The sequence below is a fragment of the Amycolatopsis echigonensis genome (assembly GCF_002846615.1).
Classification (GTDB): Bacteria; Actinomycetota; Actinomycetes; order Mycobacteriales; family Pseudonocardiaceae; genus Amycolatopsis; species Amycolatopsis echigonensis.
Genome location: NZ_PJMY01000003.1, coordinates 2756261 through 2773623, shown reverse-complemented (window position 1 = coordinate 2773623; position 17363 = coordinate 2756261). Strand labels below are relative to the sequence as shown.

The window sequence follows — 17363 nt, the reverse complement described above, 5'->3', positions numbered from 1 at the left end:
CGATGGCCGAGCTGATCGAACGACTGTCCCTGTCCTCGACCGGGCAGGTGCCCGCGAGCGGTACGGAATTCACCGCGCTCGACGTGAAGACGACCGGACTGCACAGCGGCCGCGTCCTGGAGGTCGCCGCGATCCGGTTTCGCGGGGACGGGACGTTCCTCGGCGAGTTCGCGACGGTCGTTGCCGCTGACCCGAACCGCGGCAACCCGCACCGCATCACCGCGGCGGAACTGGCTGGCGCACCGGCCTTGGGGGACATCCTCGGCCGGTTGTTGGAGCTGTGCCAGGGAGCGGTTGTCGTCGCCCACGATCTGTCGTCGGTGGAAGGGCTTGTCGCCGAGATCAGCCAGTTAGGCGTCCGGCTGCCCCGCTTGCCGGGGATCTCGCTCAAGGACGCCGTGCAGGCGGCGTTTCCGCTGCCCAACTACCGGCTCGCCACCATCGCGCGTGCTTTCGACATCGAGGACTTCCCCGGTTACCTCGCCGAACCGGCCGCCCGGGCGTGCGCGCGGGCGATGATCGCTCTCGTCGGTACGCACGGGTTGCGGCTGGCGCAGCCCGTGCGGTTTCCCGAACTGCCGCGGTATGCCTCGGGCGCGGCAGCCGTGCGCCGGACGGTGGCCGGTGCGGAGAAGGGCTGGATGGCCGAGGCGGTCGACCGGGTTTCCGCGGGAGACGGCGGGCCGGTCGCGCAGGCTTACCTCGATCTGCTCGCCGAAGCGGTCGGCGACCACTTCCTGACCGATGAGGAGGTCTGGGCGCTCGCCGACCTCGCAGCCGAAGCCGGCGTGGCCGCGGCGGAGGTGCAGCGGATGCACACTGGCTTCGTCGCTGAGCTGCGCCGGGTCGTGGAGGCCGACGGGGTGGTGACTTCCGTCGAGTACCGCGAACTGCGTCAGGTCGCGGACGCACTCGGGGCGCTGGAGGTGGCGGTGGACCTCAAGGTCACCGCCAACGGAAACAAGCCGACGCGGGTCCTGGTGCTCGGCACGACGGCGGGCGCGGACCAACTGCGGGCGCGGGTGCTTTCGGCAGGGTTTCAGCTCGCGAAGAACCTGACGGGGTCGGTCACGCACCTGGTGTACGACCCGGGGGTGCGCGAGTCCGAACCGCGGCTTTCCCGGGCGCTCGAACTCGGTGCGCACGTCGCTCGGCTGGACGAGGCTCCGGTAGTGCTCGGCTTCGAGCGCGCGCCGGTCCCGCAGCCGAAGCACCAGAAAGCACCATCGGGCAGCGGCCGGCTGGTCGGGCGGGTGCTGATCGGTCTCGGGTTGGTCCTGATGGTCCTCACGGTCGCCGCGATGTTCGGCGGCGCCGGGGTCGGACCGGGGATCGTGCTGGCCGTTTTCGCGGTGGGTGCGCTGGTCGGCGGCTGGTATCTCGACGAGACGAAGCGGCTCGCGGCCGGGTCAGCGGGCTAGCGGAGGGAACCTCTTCTCGTTCCGGTCCACCTTCGCGTTCGCCGCTTCCAGCAGGTCGATTCCCAGTACGTCCGCCAGCCGGACCAGGTACAGCATCACGTCGGCGATTTCGTCGTGGACGTTGAACTCCCGGGCCGGGTCGGCGCGCCAGTTCGCGGCTTCCTCCGGGGTCAGCCACTGGAACAGGGAGATCAGCTCGCCCACTTCGCCGGACAGGGCCATCGTCAGGTTTTTCGGGGTGTGGAACGGTTCCCAGTCCCGGGCGGCGGCGAAGTCGCGGAGGCGCTGGGTGAGGTCGTCTAGGGTCACTGGACCTGATTATCACGCGCGGTGCTCACCTGGGGTGTCCGGGTTGGGCCGAAAAGAGTACGCCGTTGGCCCACACGCCGGTTACGGGCCATACGGCAGACTGTTCGCGTGAGCGTCCCCGACCCGGTCGAGTACACCGCCAAAATCGGTGCGGTTCTCGATACTGTGCGGCGGCTGCTCGACGCCGGGAGCCGCGCCGATCTCGCGCCGCTTGCCCGGCGCGCGGTGGACGACATCGTGGGCATGCTCGAGCAGCACGGCGACCTCGCCGCGGACCTCGAGGTGCGGCTTGACCAGGCGGTCGCGTTGTACGCGCGGGCTTGTGCGGCTCGGCCGCCGGATCCGGAGCAGCTCGCGGACTGGGTGCTGGAGGCGGCGTTCAGCGGGCGGGCCGTCGCGGTGGCCGATTTCGCGGCGGCGCTCGGGGACGCCGGGCTCGCGCGGATGAAGTCCATTGTGGACGAAGTGCTGCGCGGGAAGCCGATCGAGGAGAAGCTCGCGATCGCGGAGCGGCTGCAGGAGGAGATCGCGGAGGCCAGCGGGGACGTGGACGGGCTGGTCGCCATTCTCGCGGCCAAGCCGCCTCGGGTGGACGTCAGTCTCAAGATCGTCCGGGTGCTGCGGGCGGCGGGACGGCACAGCGAGGCGATCGCGTACGCGGCGCGGGTGCTGACTCCGCAGCGGACAGGGAAACCGAGGGCGGCGAAAGCAAGGACGGCGAAACCACAGCCGAAAGAGGCACCGCGGAAAGAAGAAGAGTCCATTCCGGAGTACCGCGAGCGGATCGAGCAGTTGATCGCCCGAAAAGAAGCCAGCGCGTACCGGGAAGCGGCGCAGTGCCTCAAAAAACTGCGCACCCTGCACAAACAAGCGGGCACGGCGGAGGAGTTCACCGGCTACGTCGCCGAGCTGGTGAACCTCCACCGCCGCAAGACCCGGTTGCTCGCGGAGATCCGGTCGGCCCGGATCGCGCTTCCGAAGGGCTAGATCTCGGCCAGGGCGGCGCGGTAGGCGTCCAGGTCGTAGTCCAGCTGGTCTTCTTCCTCGGTTTCGGTCAACTGTCCTTCGAGGACAGTCACGAGCCGGTCGAGGACGTCCTCGCGGGAAAGGTCCTGCCGCAACAGGTTCTGCGCGGCGGTCCACACCTCGGCGGGTTCGTCGTCCCACAGCTGGTCCACAATGGACGTCTCGAGGGCGAGACGGAGGCCGTCCGCGCCGTCGAATTCCTCGGCGGCCAACGATTCGTGGTACTCCGGGTGCGCGCCGATCACCAGCAGCCGGCGCTGTTCCGGGTCGCCCGGGTCGAGGTCGGTCAGTTCTTCGTCACCGATCACTGTGGACAGATCAGGCACCGCGAAACGGCGGCGGGCCACCACTTCCAGTGCTTCGTCGGCGGATTCGGTGCCGTCGAGGTAGTCGCTGAAGTCCTCGTCCTCGTCGTCGTCCGAGAGGTACTCCCCGAGGTATTCGGTGACCTCTTCCAGCAACGCGGCCGTGGCGACTTCGGACAGTCCGGCGCGGGCGGCGGTCCAGCTGGCCCAGGACAGCACGACCGGCGCGACGGCGTCCTCGTCTTCCAGTTCGTATTCGCCGTCCAGCAAGGATTCGAGGAACCGCGCCAGCTTCTCCGGACCGACGCGCAGCGGGTTCGCCGGTTCGACCCGGCAGCCGTGGTCGACCAGCAGGGTGGCGATTTCGCGGGCCGCGTCGGCGTCGGGCAGGTTCGTGTCGGCGAGGAATCGCGTGACGGCTTCCTCGCGCTGCGCGGCGGTCCATTCCGCCACCGGGGCGGCGGCGGAAGGCTCCGGCAGCGAACGCGCCCAGGTCAGCGCGATGGCGTGGAACCGCGGGTAGTCCTCGCCGACGTCCGGCTCGTCCAGCGCGTCCGTGGCCTCGATCCCGGACACCAGCAGCCGGTGCGCGTCGGCGGGCTCGATCTTTTCCAGCACGACCAGCTCGCCGTCTTCCTCGACCTGCGAGCGCATTTCGGCGAGCACCTCGTGCGGCTCCTCGATGACCACCAGGTCGCGCACCCGGCCGCCCTCGGTGAAGTCCAGCAGCGCGAGCAGGCCGAGCGAATGGTCGCCGCGGGAAAAGACGCACAGCAGCGACGACTCGTCGCCGTAGACGTCCCCGGTGCGCCAGCATTCGCCGACGCTGACCTGTCCGACCTCGGCGGCCCACTCCGGCTCCGGAATGCCCCGGCCGAGCACGACATCGAGCGCCTCGGCCGCCGCCGAACGTTCCTCTTCGGATTCGGCCAGCACCTTCAGCGCGGCCAGCAGCGCCGCCGCACCGGGCGTGATCTTGCGCTGCGCGAAGGCGATCAGCTCAAGGCCGAGCTGGTTTTCCGGTTCGTCCTCCACGACGACGTCCCGCCACTGCCCGACGACCTCGGAAGCGAGCAGGTCGATGTCGAACGGACCGGGCTCGGCCGCGACCGCGGAGAAGTCCCGCAGCACGTCCTTGAACAGACCGTTGACGCTGGGGGCGGCGGGTAGGGAACTCTTCTTGCGCGCGCGGCTCACCGGACTCATGCCGACCATCTTGCCCGGAGCCGAAGCTCGGTCCTCAGCTGGTCGGCTCCGCCGTGCCGCGGGCCTTCACGCGCCGCTCGCGCAGCGCCTCGTCGAAGTCGACGACGAACGCCCCCACGGCCATCGCGACCAGCAGCGTCAATCCCAATACCGCGCCGACCCAGGTCAGGACGATAGAAAACATCGTGGCCTCCTCCGCAGGTCAGGTGCGAGATCCTGCTGCGTTCAGGGTCGCGTGCGGACCGGGGCCGCGGGTATCGGCCAAGTGGTTACGAAGACTCCGGCCGATCGGTCAATTACTCCGGCTCCTGTGCCGGACGAGACCGGCGAGGCGCATGTGGGTGACCGTCAGAGTTTCCGCAGCCGGACCCGGTTGATCGCGTGGTCGGCGTCCTTGCGGAGAACCAGCGTCGCCCGCGGCCGGGTGGGCTTGATGTTCTCCATCAGGTTCGGCTCGTTGATGGTGCGCCACAGGTGCCGCGCCTCTTCGCGGGCCTCGTCGTCGGGCAGCCCGGCGAAGTGGTGGAAGTGCGAGGCGGGGTCGGCGAACGCGGTGTGCCGCAGTTTCAGGAAGCGCTCGACGTACCAGTGCTCGATGTCGTCGATGTGCGCGTCGACGTAAATCGAAAAGTCGAACAGATCCGAGACGGTCAGGCTCGGCCCGGGCTGCAGGACGTTCAGCCCCTCGATGATCAGGATGTCCGGCCGCTCCACGACCTGCTCCTGGTCCGGGAGGATGTCGTAGGCCAGGTGCGAGTACACCGGCGCGGACACCCGCTCGGCCCCGGACTTCACCTCGGTGACGAACCGCAGCAGCGCGCGCCGGTCGTAGCTTTCCGGGAAACCCTTGCGGTGCATGATCCCGCGCCGGGTCAGCTCCGCGCGCGAGTAGAGGAACCCGTCGGTCGTCACGAGGTCGACGCGCGGGTGGTCGGGCCAGCGGGCGAGAAGAGTGCGCAGGATGCGGGCGGTGGTCGATTTGCCGACCGCGACGCTGCCCGCGATGCCGATCACGAACGGAGCCTTGGTGTTGCGGCAGTCCTCGCCGAGGAACGTCGTGGTGGCCTCGTACAGCTGTTGCCGGGCCTTCACCTGGAGGTTGATCAGCCGCGACAGCGGCAGGTACACGTCGGCGACCTCGGCGAGATCGATTTGTTCCCCGAGCCCGCGGAGCCGGACCAGCTCGTCCGCCGTCAGCGGCAGCGGAGTGGAGCTGCGAAGCTCCCGCCACTGTTCCCGATGCAGCTCTACGTAAGGGCTGAGTTCACGGACCCGTGTGGGCATCGCACACTCCTCGGCCGTCGCCTGCGCTGGCTCCGTCTGCGCTACTTCCGTAACGCCGTATCAACGGTAGGGCTTACCGCGCGTGAACGCGCTGTGATGTGATGCACGCACCCCTGACCGGGCCGGATTCGATCACCGATGGTGACCGTTGGTTCCGAAAACTTCCTGCCACGCGGCGGCGACCTGACGGGCGCACGCGGCCGGAACCACACCGCCGACGCCGGTGCCGAGGCCGGGCATCGCGATCGTCCGCACGGCCGACGCGACCGGGCCGGAATCGAGCTGGCCGCGCTGCCACTGCAGGAACACCGCGCGCGCCGCGAGATACGGGTGGACGGTGTCGGCGGGCAGTCGTTCGCCGGGCTCGCGCATGGTCGGCGCGCTGATCAGCCAGGCCGGTTCCGCTTCGCCGGTCGGGACGATCACCGACTCGCCGATCGGCAGCTCACCGCCGTAAGAGGCCAGCACCGCGCTGCGCACGCTTTGCTCGATGCCGGGGAACGCCCGCGCGTAGACCGCGTCGATCCCGCCGCGCATCCAGCCGTAGGAGTTGGCGGGGCTGACCACCGCCTGTGCGGCGATGTCGAGCACCGAACCGCGGTGCACCCGGGCGGAGCCGCCGAAATCCGCCACGGCGGAGGTCCACGCCGCGGCCAGCGGTTCATCGACGGCGCACAGCACCAATTCCGGCGTTCGGGGAGAACCCGGCGAAACGGCTTCCCCGTGCCCGGCGTGTGTGCCTGAGTCGGCGGTCACCGTTCCAGCATGGCAAAAAACGCCACCCGGCGTAACCGGTTTAGCCACCGGCTGTCCGAGTGAAAAGCGCCACGCGCACGGTCGCTAGCCTGACGCTCGTGTTGCGGATCGCGTATTTCGGCCCTGAGGGCACGTTCACAGAGCAGGCCGCCCGCGCGCTCGCGCCGGGCGAGGACCTGACCCCCTACGAGACCGTCCGGCTGGCGCTGCAGGCCGTCCGCGACGGTGCGGCGGACGCCGCGTGCGTGCCCATCGAGAACTCCGTCGAAGGAGTGGTCCCCGCGACGCTCGACGGGCTCAGCGACGGGGATCCGCTCGTGGCCACCGCCGAGACGATCCTGCCCATCCACTTCAGCGTGCTCAAACGGCCCGGGAGCGGCGAAATCCGCACCGTCGCGAGCCATCCGCACGCGCTCGCCCAGGTGCGCGAATGGCTGGAGACGAACCTGCCGGACGCCACCCCGGTCGCCTCGTCGTCCACCGCGGCGGCGGCGGTCGGCGTGGTGGAGGGCGATTTCGACGCCGCGGTGTCCGCACCGGTCGCGATCGAGCACTACCCGCTGGAGGAACTGGCGACCGGCGTCGCCGACGTCCGCGACGCGCAAACCCGGTTCCTGATGGTGCGCCGCCCCGGCGAACTGCCCGCGCCCACCGGCGCCGACCGCACGTCGATCGTCGCGGCCGCGGTCAACCGCACCGGGACGCTGTCCGACCTGCTGGTGGAACTGGCCGGTCGCGGGATCAACCTGACCCGGATCGACGCCCGGCCGACGCGCAACAACTTCGGCGAGTACCGGTTCTTCATCGACTTCGAGGGCCACGTCGCCGAACCCCGGATCATCGACGCGATGACCGCCCTGCGCCGCCGCTGTCACCTGCGCTTTCTCGGTTCGCATCCGAGGGCGGACGGGGTCGCGGCGACGATCGAGGAAGGCGCGGGGAACCAGGATTTCCTCGACGCGCAGGCATGGGTCGACGCGGTTTTGAAGGGAGAGGGCGCGTGAGGCTGCTGCTGGTCCGGCACGGACAGACGGAAGGCAACGTCCGCCGTGCGCTCGACACCGCGTTGCCCGGTCCGCCGCTCACCGAACTCGGCCGGGAGCAGGCCGCGGCGCTCGCCGAAGAGCTGAAATCCGAGCCGATCGTGGCGGTGTACGCGTCGGAAGCGGTGCGTGCGCAGCAGACCGCGGCACCGCTGGCCGAGGCGCTCGGGTTCGACGTGCAGGTGATCGAGGGCGTCAAGGAGGTCGACGCCGGCGATCTCGAGGGCAAGACCGACCTGGACTCGATCGGCGTCTACCTGCGCGTGGTGAAGGCGTGGACGGAAGGCGACCTGGACGTCGCGATTCCCGGCGGCGAGACCGGCACGCAGGTGCGCGACCGGATGGTCGGCGCGGCCGACGAACTGCGGGCCAAGCACGAGGAAACGTCGCCGGACGGGGTGGTCGTGCTGGTCAGCCACGGCGGCGCGATCCGGCTCGCCGGAGAGTGGCTCGCTTCGAACGTGCCCGCCGAGCTGGCGAACGAGGCCCTGATCCCGAATACGAAGTTCGTCGAGCTGGAAGCCCGCCCCGACGGCTGGGAGTGCCTGCGCTGGATCGATACCCGCCTTTCGTGAGCAGCCGGTCACTCGGGCGGGGAAACGCTGCGTGAACCCGGGCCCGGTGGGGAACTCACCGGGTGCGGAGCAACCCCGTCCGGACCTGGCACGTCCTCCGGATGAAGGTTTCACCCAGGCAGGCGTTCACCAGCACAGCGAGGCGAGTGAGATGGCAAACACGAAGAAACCGTGGATTTCCCTGGTCTTCCTGTCCGCAGTGGGCGCGTCGGGGGCGCTCCTGCTTTCCGCGTGCGGCCAGGGCGCACCCGCCGCGAGCGGTCCGGCGAGTTCGGAAACCCCGTCGAGCAGCCCGATGTCGTCGGCTTCGTCCGCCGCGTCGTCCGCTCCGTCTTCCGCGTCGTCCGCCCCGAGCGGCGGCACGGCGCCGGCCGAGAAACCGCCCGCTGACAACGGCCTGTGCAAGGCAGGCGACGTGTCCCTGTCGCTGGGCGGCGGCGACGCTGGTGCCGGTTCGCAGTACCGGTCGCTGCTGATCAAGAACACCAGCGGCAAACCGTGCACCATCCAGGGCTTCCCCGGGGTGTCCTACGTCGGCGGCGAAAACGGGGCCCAGATCGGCCAGCCCGCCCAGCGCGACGGCGACAAGGGCGCGCCGGTGAACCTGGCTCCCGGCCAGACCGCCGCGGCGGACCTGCAGTTCGCGCAGGTGCGCAACTTCGACCCGGCGGTGTGCAAGCCGACGCCGGTCAAGGGGCTTCGCGTGTACTTGCCGCAGGAGACCGCGTCGAAGTTCGTGCCGCTCGACGGCCTCGGCTGCGCGGGCACGAACATCCCGGGCAAGCAGCTCGGCGTGAAGACCGTGCACAAGGCCTGACCAGCTCAAACCGCTCTGCGCGTGGGGTCAGCCCCGCGCGCAGAGTTGTTCGACCTGGACGACGGCAGCCTGCCCGTCGCGGTTGTCGAAGCGGCTGCTGAGCACCATCTTGTTCACCGCGTCGAGGCTTTTGGCCAGCGGCTGATAGTTGCCGTCGAAGGTCGCCGCCGCCTTGGCAAGTTCCGTCGCGCCGGTGACGCGGTGCACCGCGTCGTCGGACATTCGGGTGAACTGCGCCGCGTCGACGCCGCCGGTGGTGTCCGGGATGTGCCCGGCACGAGAGAACGCGGCGCACGCGGCCGCGGCGTCGACATTCGCTCCGGCACGTTGGCCGGACAGCCCCCACAACAGCCCGAGCACGCATCCGCCGAGCACGAATCCGGCAATGGCGGCGATCACCAGCGGCCGACGCGAGGCGGGCGGCGGCGGTTCAAGATCCGGATCGGTGTCGCGGTCGTCGTCCGGCAGCGGCGGAGTGTCGAGCGCAGTCATCACGTACCTCCGGGCGGCCGGGGTGAGCTGTTATTTCAGCACCAAATCCGCGCCGGATCACTGCTGCGAACGGACTCCGTCGCCGGTCGAGGCCGTTTTGTCATCGAGCGGGTGCCCACGCAGCGCGAAAAGTGCGTAGCCGGTCACGAACAGCAGCAGAACGCCTGAAGCGGTGAAGGTGTCGCCCGCCGAGCCGAGCAACTTCGTGAGCAACCCGCCGAGGAGCGCGCCGAGCGGGATCGCGCCCCAGACGACGGTGCGCCAGACGCCGAGCACGCGGCCGAGCAGCTCGCCTGGCACGAGCGTGTGGCGCGCGGTCGCGAGCACGACGTTCACCGCCACTACCGCCGCCGCGAACACGCCGAACAGGACCGCGGACACGACCGGCTGGCGCACCAGGCCCATGCCGCCAAAGCCGAGCGCGCAGAACAACACCCCGCCGATCAGGACCGTCCGCCGTCCGATGCGCCGGGCCAGCCGCGGGGTCAATCCGGCCCCGACCAGGCCGCCAGCCCCGCCGACGAACGCGAAAGCGCCGAAGGCGGCGTCGGACAAATGCAGGTCTTCCAGCGCGTACAGCACCAGCTGTGCCTGGGCCAGCTCGCTGATCAGGCTGAGCAGGCCCGCGATCGCGAGCAGCCGCAGGAGCAGGGAATGCCGCCGCAGCCAGCGGAAGCCGTCCGCGAAATCCGCCCGAATGTGTGACTTGGTTTCCTGCCGCGGCCGGTAGTTGCCCGCCATGCCGAGCAGCACCGCGGCCCCGACCGCGAACCCGGCCGACGAGAGCAGGAACGGGAAAGCCGCGAACATCGCGAAGGTGGCGCTGCCGACCGGGCCGCCGAGGAACGTCTGGCCGACGATCTCGCATGCCTGCAGCTTGCTGTTGGCGCTCTGCAGCCGGTCCTCCTCGACCAGCGCGGGCGGCAGCACGTTCGCCGCGCTCTCCGCGACCGTCTCCGCGATGCCCACGAGCAGCGACGCGACGTAGATCGTCCAGATCTCCACCGAACCGAACGCGAGCAGCGCGGTGACCGCGGCGACCACGAGCGCGCGCATCGCGTTCGCGGCGATCATCGCCCTCTTGCGGTCGATCCGGTCGACGAGCGTGCCCGCCGGGATGGCGAACAGCAGCCACGGCAGGAACTGCACCGCCGACAGGGCGGCGATCTCCACCGGATCGCGGGTCAGCGTGGTCGCCAGCAGCGGGAAGGCGACCTTGGCGATGCCGTCGGCGAGGTTCGACGTGCCGCTCGACGCGAGCAGCCAGCGCAGCCGGCTGTCCGTCTGACGATGCGACACGAACCACCTCACGAGGAAGGAAACTGCCTGGTGAGGCCAGTCTAGGGAGATCGACGGCGTTCTGTGACGCTTTGGTGACGATCGGTGGTATCCGCGGTCGCGTCGCGATGGTGCTCAGAGAAGAGCAACGGGCCGGCGGGGCGCCGCCGGAATCAGCCCCAGCCGAGTTCGTGCAGCCGCTCGTCGTCGATGCCGAAATGGTGGCCGAGCTCGTGCATCACGGTGATCAGCACTTCCTCGACGACGTCGTCCTCGGTGTCGCAGAGGTCGAGGATCGGTTCCCGGTAAATCGAGATCCGGTCCGGCAGCGTCCCGCTGTAGTGGCTGGTGCGCTCGGTGAGCGCGATGCCGTGATAGAGCCCGAGGATGTCCGGTGCTTCCTCGTTGAAGTCCTCGACCAGCACCACGACGTTGTCCATCGCCGCGGCGAACTCCGCGGGCACCTGGTCGAGCGCGTCGGACACGAGTTCCTCGAACCGCGCCTGGCTCATCTCGACGGGCACCGCTCAGTTGCCCCCGCCGGAACTGGGCGGCGAGCTCTGCTGCTGGCCCGACGATCCGGACGACCCGCCCTTCACGCTGCCGGTGACCGCCTGGAACCCGCTGCCGTCCGGCAGCGTGGCCGCGACCTTGCAGTTGACCTTCGTGGACCCGGCGTCCCAGCTCTCCTGCTCGCGCGAGTCCCAGCCGAGGGTGAGCTTCTTCGAGGAGAGGTCGGTGCTGCCGGTGTAGTCCTTCACGGCCTTGTTGCACTCGGTGTCCAGCCAGGACTTCTGGTCGTCCAGCTTGGGGTAGCCGTCCTTGAAGTGCGAGGCCAGGTCGAGGGTCGCGATGATCTCGTAGGAGTGCGGCTTGCTGCAGTCGACCGGGTCGCCGACGCCCTTGCCCACCAGCGCGAGGCAGGTGCCCGGGGCCCACACCATCGACTGGTCCTGGGTCTTCGCCGCACCGGTCGTGGGCTGCAGGGTGCCGCCCGGACCGGCGAACTGCAGGCCGCAGCGCAGCTGGCGGTCGCCCTGCGACCACTGCGCCGAGGTGGGCCGCAGCAGGTTGGTGGTGAGCTTGCCGTACGGGTCGAGCGGGTGACCGAGGTACGGCCGCACGTCGGAGTTGCACTGCTGCTGCGCGATGTCCTGCCACTGCTCGAGGCTCGGGAACGGAGCCTGCTGCGGGTACTTCGCGCCGATGTCGACCACGGTGGTGACCTCGAACAGGTGCGCCTGCTCGCACGGCACCGCGTGCGCGTCGGAGGCGTCCTTGGCGGTCCAGGTCAGGCAGGTGCCCGGCGGCGAGTGGAACGCCTGCTGGGCGGCCTCGGTGAGCTTGCCCTCCCCGCCGCCCGCGCCGCCGGCGAGCGTGTCGGTCCAGGAGAAGGCGACGCTCAAGGCCAGCGCGATGACCGCGCCGAAGAACACCCCGGCCATCACCACGCGGGTGGTCAGGGTCTGCATACGCGAAGGGAACCGCTCCGAGCGTTGAGACATCGATACCCATGATGCCCGCGCCGCATGAACCGCGCGTGTGCCGGGTCGATTAGGGTGGAACGCGGGGTTTGCAGTGGTGGGGGATTACGGAGCGCACATGACGCAAGACGACACCGGCGGCGTGCAGCCGCCCGAGGAGCCGAAGAAGCCGGGCTCGATGCGTTTCCAGGACGCGAACACGCAGCCCCGGCAGCCCTCGGTGGCCGAACAGCGGGCCCGCCGGCAGGCCATCGCCGACCAGGAACGCGAACGTCAGGAAGCCCTCGCGGCGCAGGAGGCGGCCGACGCGAAGGCGGCCACCAAACGCAAGATCCTGATCGGCGGCGGCGTCACCGTCGGTCTTGTCGGATTGGTCGCGACGTTCTACACGATCGCCAAGCCCGCCGAGGTCACCGCGGTCTGCACCGACTCCAACGGGGTCATCCAAAACGACCAGTACTGCGACGAGAGCTACGCGACCAGCCACGGCGGCCACTACAGCGGCGGGTTCTGGTTCATCCCCCTTCCGGGCGGCGGGTACAGCCAGTACCGCTACAACTACGGCGGATCCGGCAACATCGGCCAGCACGTCTCCGGCGGCAGCTTCACCGCGCCGTCGGGCAACACCAACGTTTCGACCAAGTCGGGCAGCAGCATCCAGCGCGGCGGGTTCGGCATCAGCGGCAAGAGCGGCACCTCCGGAGGCACCGGCGGGACCGGCAAGAGCGGAGGCTCGTAGGTGTATCGGGACCGGCGGGAACCGCGCCGCGACTGGCAGCGGATCGTCGAAGAGCAGGGCCTGGTCTACGGCACCCCGGCGCGCGACGGCACCGGCAAACCCCGGCCGTACTGGGACGAGTCGGTGCACTATGTCTTCGACATGGACGAGGTGCTGTCGCTCGAGGCGGACGTCGAATTGCTGCATTCGATGTGCCTGGAGGCCGTCGACAACGTCGTGACCACCGAGCAGTACCACCGCTTCGGCATCCCGGAGTGGGTGTGGCCGCACATCGCGGAGTCCTGGAAGCGCCAGGACCCGCACGTCTACGGCCGCTTCGACCTGCGCTACGACGGCAAATCGCCGGCCAAGCTGCTGGAGTACAACGCGGACACGCCGACCACGCTGCTGGAGGCGTCGCTGCTGCAGTGGTACTGGAAAACCGACGTCTTCCCGGAAGACGACCAGTGGAACTCCATCCACGAGAAGCTGGTGGAGCGCTGGAAGGAGCTCGGCGGCAAGCTGCCGTCGAACGAGCTGCACTTCACCTGGTCCGCCGCCGATCCGAGCGGCGAGGACCACGTGACCACGGCGTACCTGCAGGAGACCGCGGCCGAGGCCGGGCTCGACACGGTCGGGCTCGCGATCGAGGAGATCGGCTGGGACCCGGTGCTCAAGCGGTTCGTCGACCTCGCCGAGGCGCAGATGTCCACGGTGGTGAAGCTGTACCCGTGGGAATGGGTCGTCGACGAGGAGTTCGGCAAGTTCGCGGTGGAGACCATGCCGCGCACGCTGTGGGTCGAACCGCTGTGGAAGATGCTGCTGTCGAACAAGACCCTGCTCGCCGTGCTGTGGGAGAACTACCCCGGGCATCCGAACCTGCTGCCCGCGTTCGCTGACGATCCCGGCCTGCTCACCGAGTACGTGCGCAAGCCGAAGCTCGGCCGCGAGGGCGCGAACGTGCAGATCGTGGCCACCGGGTACGAAACGCAGACCGACGGCGTCTACGGCGCGGAAGGCTACGTCTACCAGGCCTTCGACCCGCTGCCCGAGTTCGACGGGTACCGGCCCGCGCTCGGCGCGTGGATCGTCGGGGATTCCTCGGCGGGCCTCGGCATCCGCGAGACCAGCGGACTCGTCACCGACGACGGTGCGGCGTTTGTGCCGCATCGTATCCCCGAGTCATGATACAACCCTGGATGTCCGATTCCACCGGCTGAATTGGCCATCCAGGGAGACCCCGTGACCTCGACGCTCGCGCTGCCCGCAACGTTCGGTTCCGACCTCGTGCGCGGCATCGGCGCGATCCTGCTGTACGGCATCGTCGGCCTGCTCCTGATGTTCGCCGGCTTCTACGCGATCGACTTCACCACGCCGGGCAAGCTGTCGAAGCTGGTCACCCGCGGGCTGCCGAACGCGGTGATCGTGACCGCGTCCGGGCTGCTCTCGATGGCCTTCATCGTGGTCGTGGCGATCTACAGCTCCGCGAGCGACCTGACCGCCGGGCTGATCACGTCGCTGGTCTACGGCCTCCTCGGGATCATCGTGCAGGTGCTGGCGGTGCGGCTGCTGGAGTGGGCGACCCGGATCGACGTCGGGTCCACGATCGAGAGCGAGAAGTTCGCCCCGGCGAGCGTGGTCGTCGCGGCGGCGCACCTCGGGCTGGGGCTGGTGGTCGCGGTAGCGATTTCGTAGCGTTCGCGCACTGCCGCGCGGTCCCGTTCCCACTAACGTGGGACCCGTGCGACTCCTCAGGACGCCGGAAGACCGGTTCGCGGACCTGCCCGATTTCGCCTTCGAACCTCAGTACACCGATCTGTCCGACCCGGACGGCGGGTTGATCAGAGTCGGCTACGTCGAGGCCGGGCCCGCCGACGGGCCGCCCGTTCTGCTGCTCCACGGGGAGCCGAGCTGGTCGTTCCTCTACCGGAAGATGCTGCCGGTGCTGGCCGACGCCGGATTGCGGGCGATCGCGCCGGACCTGGTCGGGTTCGGCCGGTCGGACAAGCCCGCGGAGATCGCCGACCACAGTTACGCGCGGCACGTGGAGTGGATGCGCCGGTTCTCGTTCGACGTGCTGGGGCTGAACGACGTCACGCTGGTCGGACAGGACTGGGGCGGGCTGATCGGGCTGCGGCTGGTGGCCGAGAACCCGGGACGGTTCGCCGGGGTGGTCGCGGCCAACACCGGATTGCCGACCGGGGACGTGGACATGCCGCCGGTGTGGCACAAGTTCCGCGAGGCGGTGGAGGGCGCGCAGATCCTGGACGTCGGGCGGTGTGTGCAGGCCGGGTGCCAGACGCCGTTGTCGGAGGAGGTCCGGGCGGCTTACGACGCGCCGTTCCCGAACGAGATGTACAAGGCCGGACCGCGGGCGATGCCGGGGCTGGTGCCGACGCGGCCGGACGACCCGGCGTCGGAGGCCAATCGGGCGGCCTGGGCGACATTGACGGAATTGGATGTGCCGTTCTTGTGCGCATTCTCGGACGGGGACCCGATCACTGGCGGGATGGCGCCGATTCTGCAGCGTTCGATGCGCGGCGCGGGTGGTTTGGACCACCCGACGGTCGCGGGCGCTGGGCACTTTTTGCAGGAGGATGCGGGGGAGACGCTCGCCGAGCACGTGGCGAGGTTTGTGCGGAAGTGACTCACTGCTGTGCGGGACGGGTTCCCGCACAGCAGTGCCGGGGCCGCCGGATCAGGACAGACAGGCCGCGGCCAGCCGAGGCAGCCTGCGCCGCATCTCGTCGGCGTCCTCGTAATCGAACTCCCAGTCAGGGTCCAGCGGCGGGTACCGGGTCGTGAACGAGTCCGAGGGAAGTTCCTCGCCGGTCGCGTCGATGTGTGCGCTCGAGGCGACGCCTAGTGCGGCTTCGCACTCCAGTTCTTCGCCGTCTGCCGCGGCCTCGCGCGCCGCGGGCAATTCGGCCAGTTCGTCCGGGGCGGCCACGATCCGCTCGAAGACTTCCCGGCCTTGCATGACCAGCCAGCCGCGGAAGTAGTCGAAGCCGTCGTCGGAGCAGCCGCCGTTGACCAGGTAGGCGGCTGCCCGCAGCGGCGCGCGGTAGGAGTCGGCCAGCAGCTCCCAGACGATCTGCTGGGCGGCGACGATCTCCTCCCGCGGCCGCGCGGAGAGCAAAGCGCAGGCTTGTTCGGCTACGTCGTAGCTGTCTTCCGGCGCGGAGGCCTGGCTGCGTGCCTCGTCGATCAGGGCCCAGAACTGTTCGGTGTTCACGAGCACGGATCTTCGCACCGGGGTACGACAAAATCGCCGGGGCGAGCGGTCAGGACAGCGCGGCCAGCGAGTCGAGGAGGATTTGCAGACCTTCGGCGGCTTCGGCTTCGGTGAGGGTCATCGGCGGGCCGATGCGGAGGACGTTTTTGTGCAGGCCGCCCTTTCCGATGAGCAAACCGCGTTTTTTGGTTTCTTCCAGCATTTGCTTGGCGGCGGCGGTATTCGGCGTTGTGGTGCCGGGTTCGATCAGCTCGACGCCGATCATCAGGCCCTTGCCGCGCACCTCCCCGACGAAGGGGCTGTTCGCCGCGCGCAGGCCTCGCATCAGCTGGTCGCCGCGGGCTTTGCAGTTCGCCTGCAGATCGTGGTCGTCGATGTAGTCCAGAACGGCCAGCGCGCCCTGCATGGACACCGGGTTGCCGCCGAAGGTCGAGAACGATTCCGCCCGGAAGCAGTCCATGATGTCGCCGCGAGCGACCACGCCGCCTACGGCCAGGCCGTTTCCGAGGCCCTTGGCGAAGGTCATCATGTCCGGGACGACGTCGTGCGCCTGGATGCCCCAGTAGTGGTCGCCGGTGCGGCCCCAGCCGGTCTGGACCTCGTCGGAGACGAACAGGATGCCGTGGTCGTCCAGGACTTCCTTCATGGCCTTGAACAGGCCGTCCGGCGGGGAACTGAAGCCGCCTACGCCCTGGATCGGCTCCGCGATCAGGCAGGCGACGTCGCCCGCGGTGGCGGTTTCGAGGAGCTCCACCAGGTCGGCGACGCAGGCGTCGATGTAGGCGGTGTCGGGCAGGTCGCGGAAGGGGCTGCGGTAGCGGTAGCCGCCGTGGACGTAGTTGACCTTGACCGGGCTCAGCGAGGACGCCGACCAGCCGCGGTTGCCGGTGATCGCGACCGTGCCGAACGACCGGCCGTGGTAGGAGTTCCGCATCGCCAGCACCTGGTTGCTGCGGCGGTATTGGGTGGCGAGCATCAGCGCGGTGTCGTTGGCTTCGCTGCCGGAGTTGGTGAAGAACACCTTGGCGTCCGGGATGCCGGAGCGTTCCGCGATGCGTTCGGCCAGCTCGACCTGCGAGCGGATCAGGTACAGCGTCGAGGTGTGCAGGACGCCGGTGTCCAGCTGCTTGCGGACCGCGTCGCTGATCGCGGGGACGTCGTAGCCCATGGCGTTCGTGAGTACGCCGGCGAAGAAGTCGAGGTAGGTGCGGCCGGTGGAATCGGTGAGACGGCGATCCTGCGCGTGCACGATTTCGATCGGCTCGTCGTACAGCAGGGACATCCAGGACGGGAGCACCGCGCGGTGGCGCGCGAGCAGGTCGTCGGTCATGTGAATTCCCTCCGCTCCGGGTTCTAGTGAGTATGGGGAGCGCGGGAAACGGGCGACAACGATCAGACTGTCGGGTTGTCTCGA

The 17363-nt window shown here is 69.3% G+C and carries 20 protein-coding genes; 9 read left to right on the top strand and 11 right to left on the bottom strand.

Annotated elements, in window-relative coordinates:
- The first annotated feature begins 2 nt into the window (after positions 1-2).
- Positions 3-1421, top strand: a complete 1419-nt coding sequence (locus ATK30_RS17970; protein ID WP_101436559.1) for a 3'-5' exonuclease — start codon at positions 3-5, stop codon at positions 1419-1421.
- On the opposite strand, the gene ATK30_RS17965 is transcribed toward ATK30_RS17970, so the two are convergent.
- Positions 1410-1730: a nucleotide pyrophosphohydrolase gene (locus ATK30_RS17965; protein ID WP_101436558.1), complete on the bottom strand. Its 321-nt coding sequence runs from the start codon at positions 1728-1730 to the stop codon at positions 1410-1412. The genes ATK30_RS17970 and ATK30_RS17965 overlap by 12 nt on opposite strands.
- A gap of 108 nt (positions 1731-1838) precedes the next feature.
- On the opposite strand from ATK30_RS17965, the gene ATK30_RS17960 reads away from it, so the two are divergent.
- Positions 1839-2717 (top strand): hypothetical protein, encoded by an 879-nt coding sequence (locus tag ATK30_RS17960; RefSeq protein ID WP_208637366.1) that lies wholly within the window; start codon positions 1839-1841, stop codon positions 2715-2717.
- Here the strand turns inward: ATK30_RS17960 and ATK30_RS17955 are convergent.
- From ATK30_RS17955 to ATK30_RS17945, 4 genes are all read right to left on the bottom strand, one after another.
- Positions 2714-4267, bottom strand: coding sequence for a DUF1841 family protein (locus ATK30_RS17955; protein ID WP_167441938.1), 1554 nt, complete (start codon positions 4265-4267; stop codon positions 2714-2716). The genes ATK30_RS17960 and ATK30_RS17955 overlap by 4 nt on opposite strands.
- 34 nt (positions 4268-4301) lie before the next feature.
- Entirely contained in the window at positions 4302-4451 is a 150-nt protein-coding gene (locus tag ATK30_RS45365) for a hypothetical protein (protein WP_167441937.1), read from the bottom strand.
- A 164-nt stretch (positions 4452-4615) separates the two neighbouring features.
- Complete coding sequence (coaA, locus tag ATK30_RS17950) at positions 4616-5551, bottom strand: type I pantothenate kinase (protein WP_009085796.1); 936 nt, start codon at positions 5549-5551, stop codon at positions 4616-4618.
- A 132-nt stretch (positions 5552-5683) separates the two neighbouring features.
- On the bottom strand, positions 5684-6307 hold the full coding sequence (locus tag ATK30_RS17945) for a macro domain-containing protein (protein ID WP_101436555.1): 624 nt from the start codon (positions 6305-6307) through the stop codon (positions 5684-5686).
- 98 nt (positions 6308-6405) lie between these two features.
- Between ATK30_RS17945 and pheA the strand changes: the two genes are divergently transcribed.
- The 3 genes from pheA to ATK30_RS17930 all read left to right on the top strand — a co-directional run bounded on the left by pheA (position 6406) and on the right by ATK30_RS17930 (position 8742).
- Positions 6406-7311 carry a prephenate dehydratase gene (pheA, locus tag ATK30_RS17940; protein ID WP_101440911.1) on the top strand — a complete coding sequence of 302 codons (906 nt, stop codon included), beginning with the start codon at positions 6406-6408 and terminating at the stop codon, positions 7309-7311.
- Positions 7308-7925 (top strand): histidine phosphatase family protein, encoded by a 618-nt coding sequence (locus ATK30_RS17935; RefSeq protein ID WP_101436554.1) that lies wholly within the window; start codon positions 7308-7310, stop codon positions 7923-7925. The genes pheA and ATK30_RS17935 overlap by 4 nt, the downstream gene beginning before the upstream one ends.
- A gap of 151 nt (positions 7926-8076) precedes the next feature.
- Positions 8077-8742: a DUF4232 domain-containing protein gene (locus tag ATK30_RS17930; protein ID WP_101436553.1), complete on the top strand. Its 666-nt coding sequence runs from the start codon at positions 8077-8079 to the stop codon at positions 8740-8742.
- Between the two features lie 27 nt (positions 8743-8769).
- Here the strand turns inward: ATK30_RS17930 and ATK30_RS17925 are convergent, their stop codons facing one another.
- The 4 genes from ATK30_RS17925 to ATK30_RS17910 form a co-directional block, all read right to left on the bottom strand.
- Positions 8770-9234, bottom strand: a complete 465-nt coding sequence (locus ATK30_RS17925; protein ID WP_208637365.1) for a hypothetical protein — start codon at positions 9232-9234, stop codon at positions 8770-8772.
- Between the two features lie 57 nt (positions 9235-9291).
- Entirely contained in the window at positions 9292-10533 is a 1242-nt protein-coding gene (locus ATK30_RS17920) for an MFS transporter (protein WP_208637364.1), read from the bottom strand.
- 152 nt (positions 10534-10685) lie between these two features.
- The gene (locus tag ATK30_RS17915; protein WP_101436550.1) at positions 10686-11036 is read right to left on the bottom strand and encodes a metallopeptidase family protein; all 351 of its coding nucleotides are present in this window, start codon (positions 11034-11036) and stop codon (positions 10686-10688) included.
- A gap of 3 nt (positions 11037-11039) precedes the next feature.
- The gene (locus tag ATK30_RS17910) at positions 11040-12017 is read right to left on the bottom strand and encodes a septum formation family protein (RefSeq protein WP_101436549.1); all 978 of its coding nucleotides are present in this window, start codon (positions 12015-12017) and stop codon (positions 11040-11042) included.
- 97 nt (positions 12018-12114) lie between these two features.
- Between ATK30_RS17910 and ATK30_RS17905 the strand changes: the two genes are divergently transcribed.
- The 4 genes from ATK30_RS17905 to ATK30_RS17890 are packed head-to-tail and all read left to right on the top strand — an operon-like array spanning position 12115 to position 15361.
- A complete protein-coding gene (locus ATK30_RS17905) occupies positions 12115-12735 on the top strand; it encodes a hypothetical protein (protein WP_183122774.1) in 621 nt (206 codons plus the stop codon).
- Positions 12736-13902: a glutathionylspermidine synthase family protein gene (locus ATK30_RS17900; protein WP_101436548.1), complete on the top strand. Its 1167-nt coding sequence runs from the start codon at positions 12736-12738 to the stop codon at positions 13900-13902.
- 54 nt (positions 13903-13956) lie between these two features.
- Positions 13957-14409 (top strand): DUF350 domain-containing protein, encoded by a 453-nt coding sequence (locus tag ATK30_RS17895; RefSeq protein ID WP_101436547.1) that lies wholly within the window; start codon positions 13957-13959, stop codon positions 14407-14409.
- 37 nt (positions 14410-14446) lie between these two features.
- Positions 14447-15361 carry a haloalkane dehalogenase gene (locus ATK30_RS17890; RefSeq protein WP_101436546.1) on the top strand — a complete coding sequence of 305 codons (915 nt, stop codon included), beginning with the start codon at positions 14447-14449 and terminating at the stop codon, positions 15359-15361.
- A 51-nt stretch (positions 15362-15412) separates the two neighbouring features.
- Here ATK30_RS17890 and ATK30_RS17885 read toward each other — a convergent pair whose 3' ends face one another.
- Both ATK30_RS17885 and ATK30_RS17880 read right to left on the bottom strand, forming a co-directional pair.
- On the bottom strand, positions 15413-15949 hold the full coding sequence (locus tag ATK30_RS17885; protein ID WP_101440909.1) for a DUF4240 domain-containing protein: 537 nt from the start codon (positions 15947-15949) through the stop codon (positions 15413-15415).
- A 49-nt stretch (positions 15950-15998) separates the two neighbouring features.
- Entirely contained in the window at positions 15999-17279 is a 1281-nt protein-coding gene (locus ATK30_RS17880; protein WP_101436545.1) for an aspartate aminotransferase family protein, read from the bottom strand.
- Positions 17280-17363: the final 84 nt, after the last annotated feature.

Bases quoted from the DNA above. Each gene is read 5' to 3' on its own strand.
- ATK30_RS17925 (WP_208637365.1), bottom strand. From the start codon at position 9,234: ATGACTGCGCTCGACACTCCGCCGCTGCCGGACGACGACCGCGACACC.
- ATK30_RS45365 (WP_167441937.1), bottom strand. From the start codon at position 4,451: ATGTTTTCTATCGTCCTGACCTGGGTCGGCGCGGTATTGGGATTGACG.
- ATK30_RS17905 (WP_183122774.1), top strand. From the start codon at position 12,115: ATGACGCAAGACGACACCGGCGGCGTGCAGCCGCCCGAGGAGCCGAAG.
- ATK30_RS17910 (WP_101436549.1), bottom strand. From the start codon at position 12,017: ATGTCTCAACGCTCGGAGCGGTTCCCTTCGCGTATGCAGACCCTGACC.
- ATK30_RS17955 (WP_167441938.1), bottom strand. From the start codon at position 4,267: ATGAGTCCGGTGAGCCGCGCGCGCAAGAAGAGTTCCCTACCCGCCGCC.
- ATK30_RS17880 (WP_101436545.1), bottom strand. From the start codon at position 17,279: ATGACCGACGACCTGCTCGCGCGCCACCGCGCGGTGCTCCCGTCCTGG.
- ATK30_RS17930 (WP_101436553.1), top strand. From the start codon at position 8,077: ATGGCAAACACGAAGAAACCGTGGATTTCCCTGGTCTTCCTGTCCGCA.
- coaA (WP_009085796.1), bottom strand. From the start codon at position 5,551: ATGCCCACACGGGTCCGTGAACTCAGCCCTTACGTAGAGCTGCATCGG.
- ATK30_RS17970 (WP_101436559.1), top strand. From the start codon at position 3: ATGGCCGAGCTGATCGAACGACTGTCCCTGTCCTCGACCGGGCAGGTG.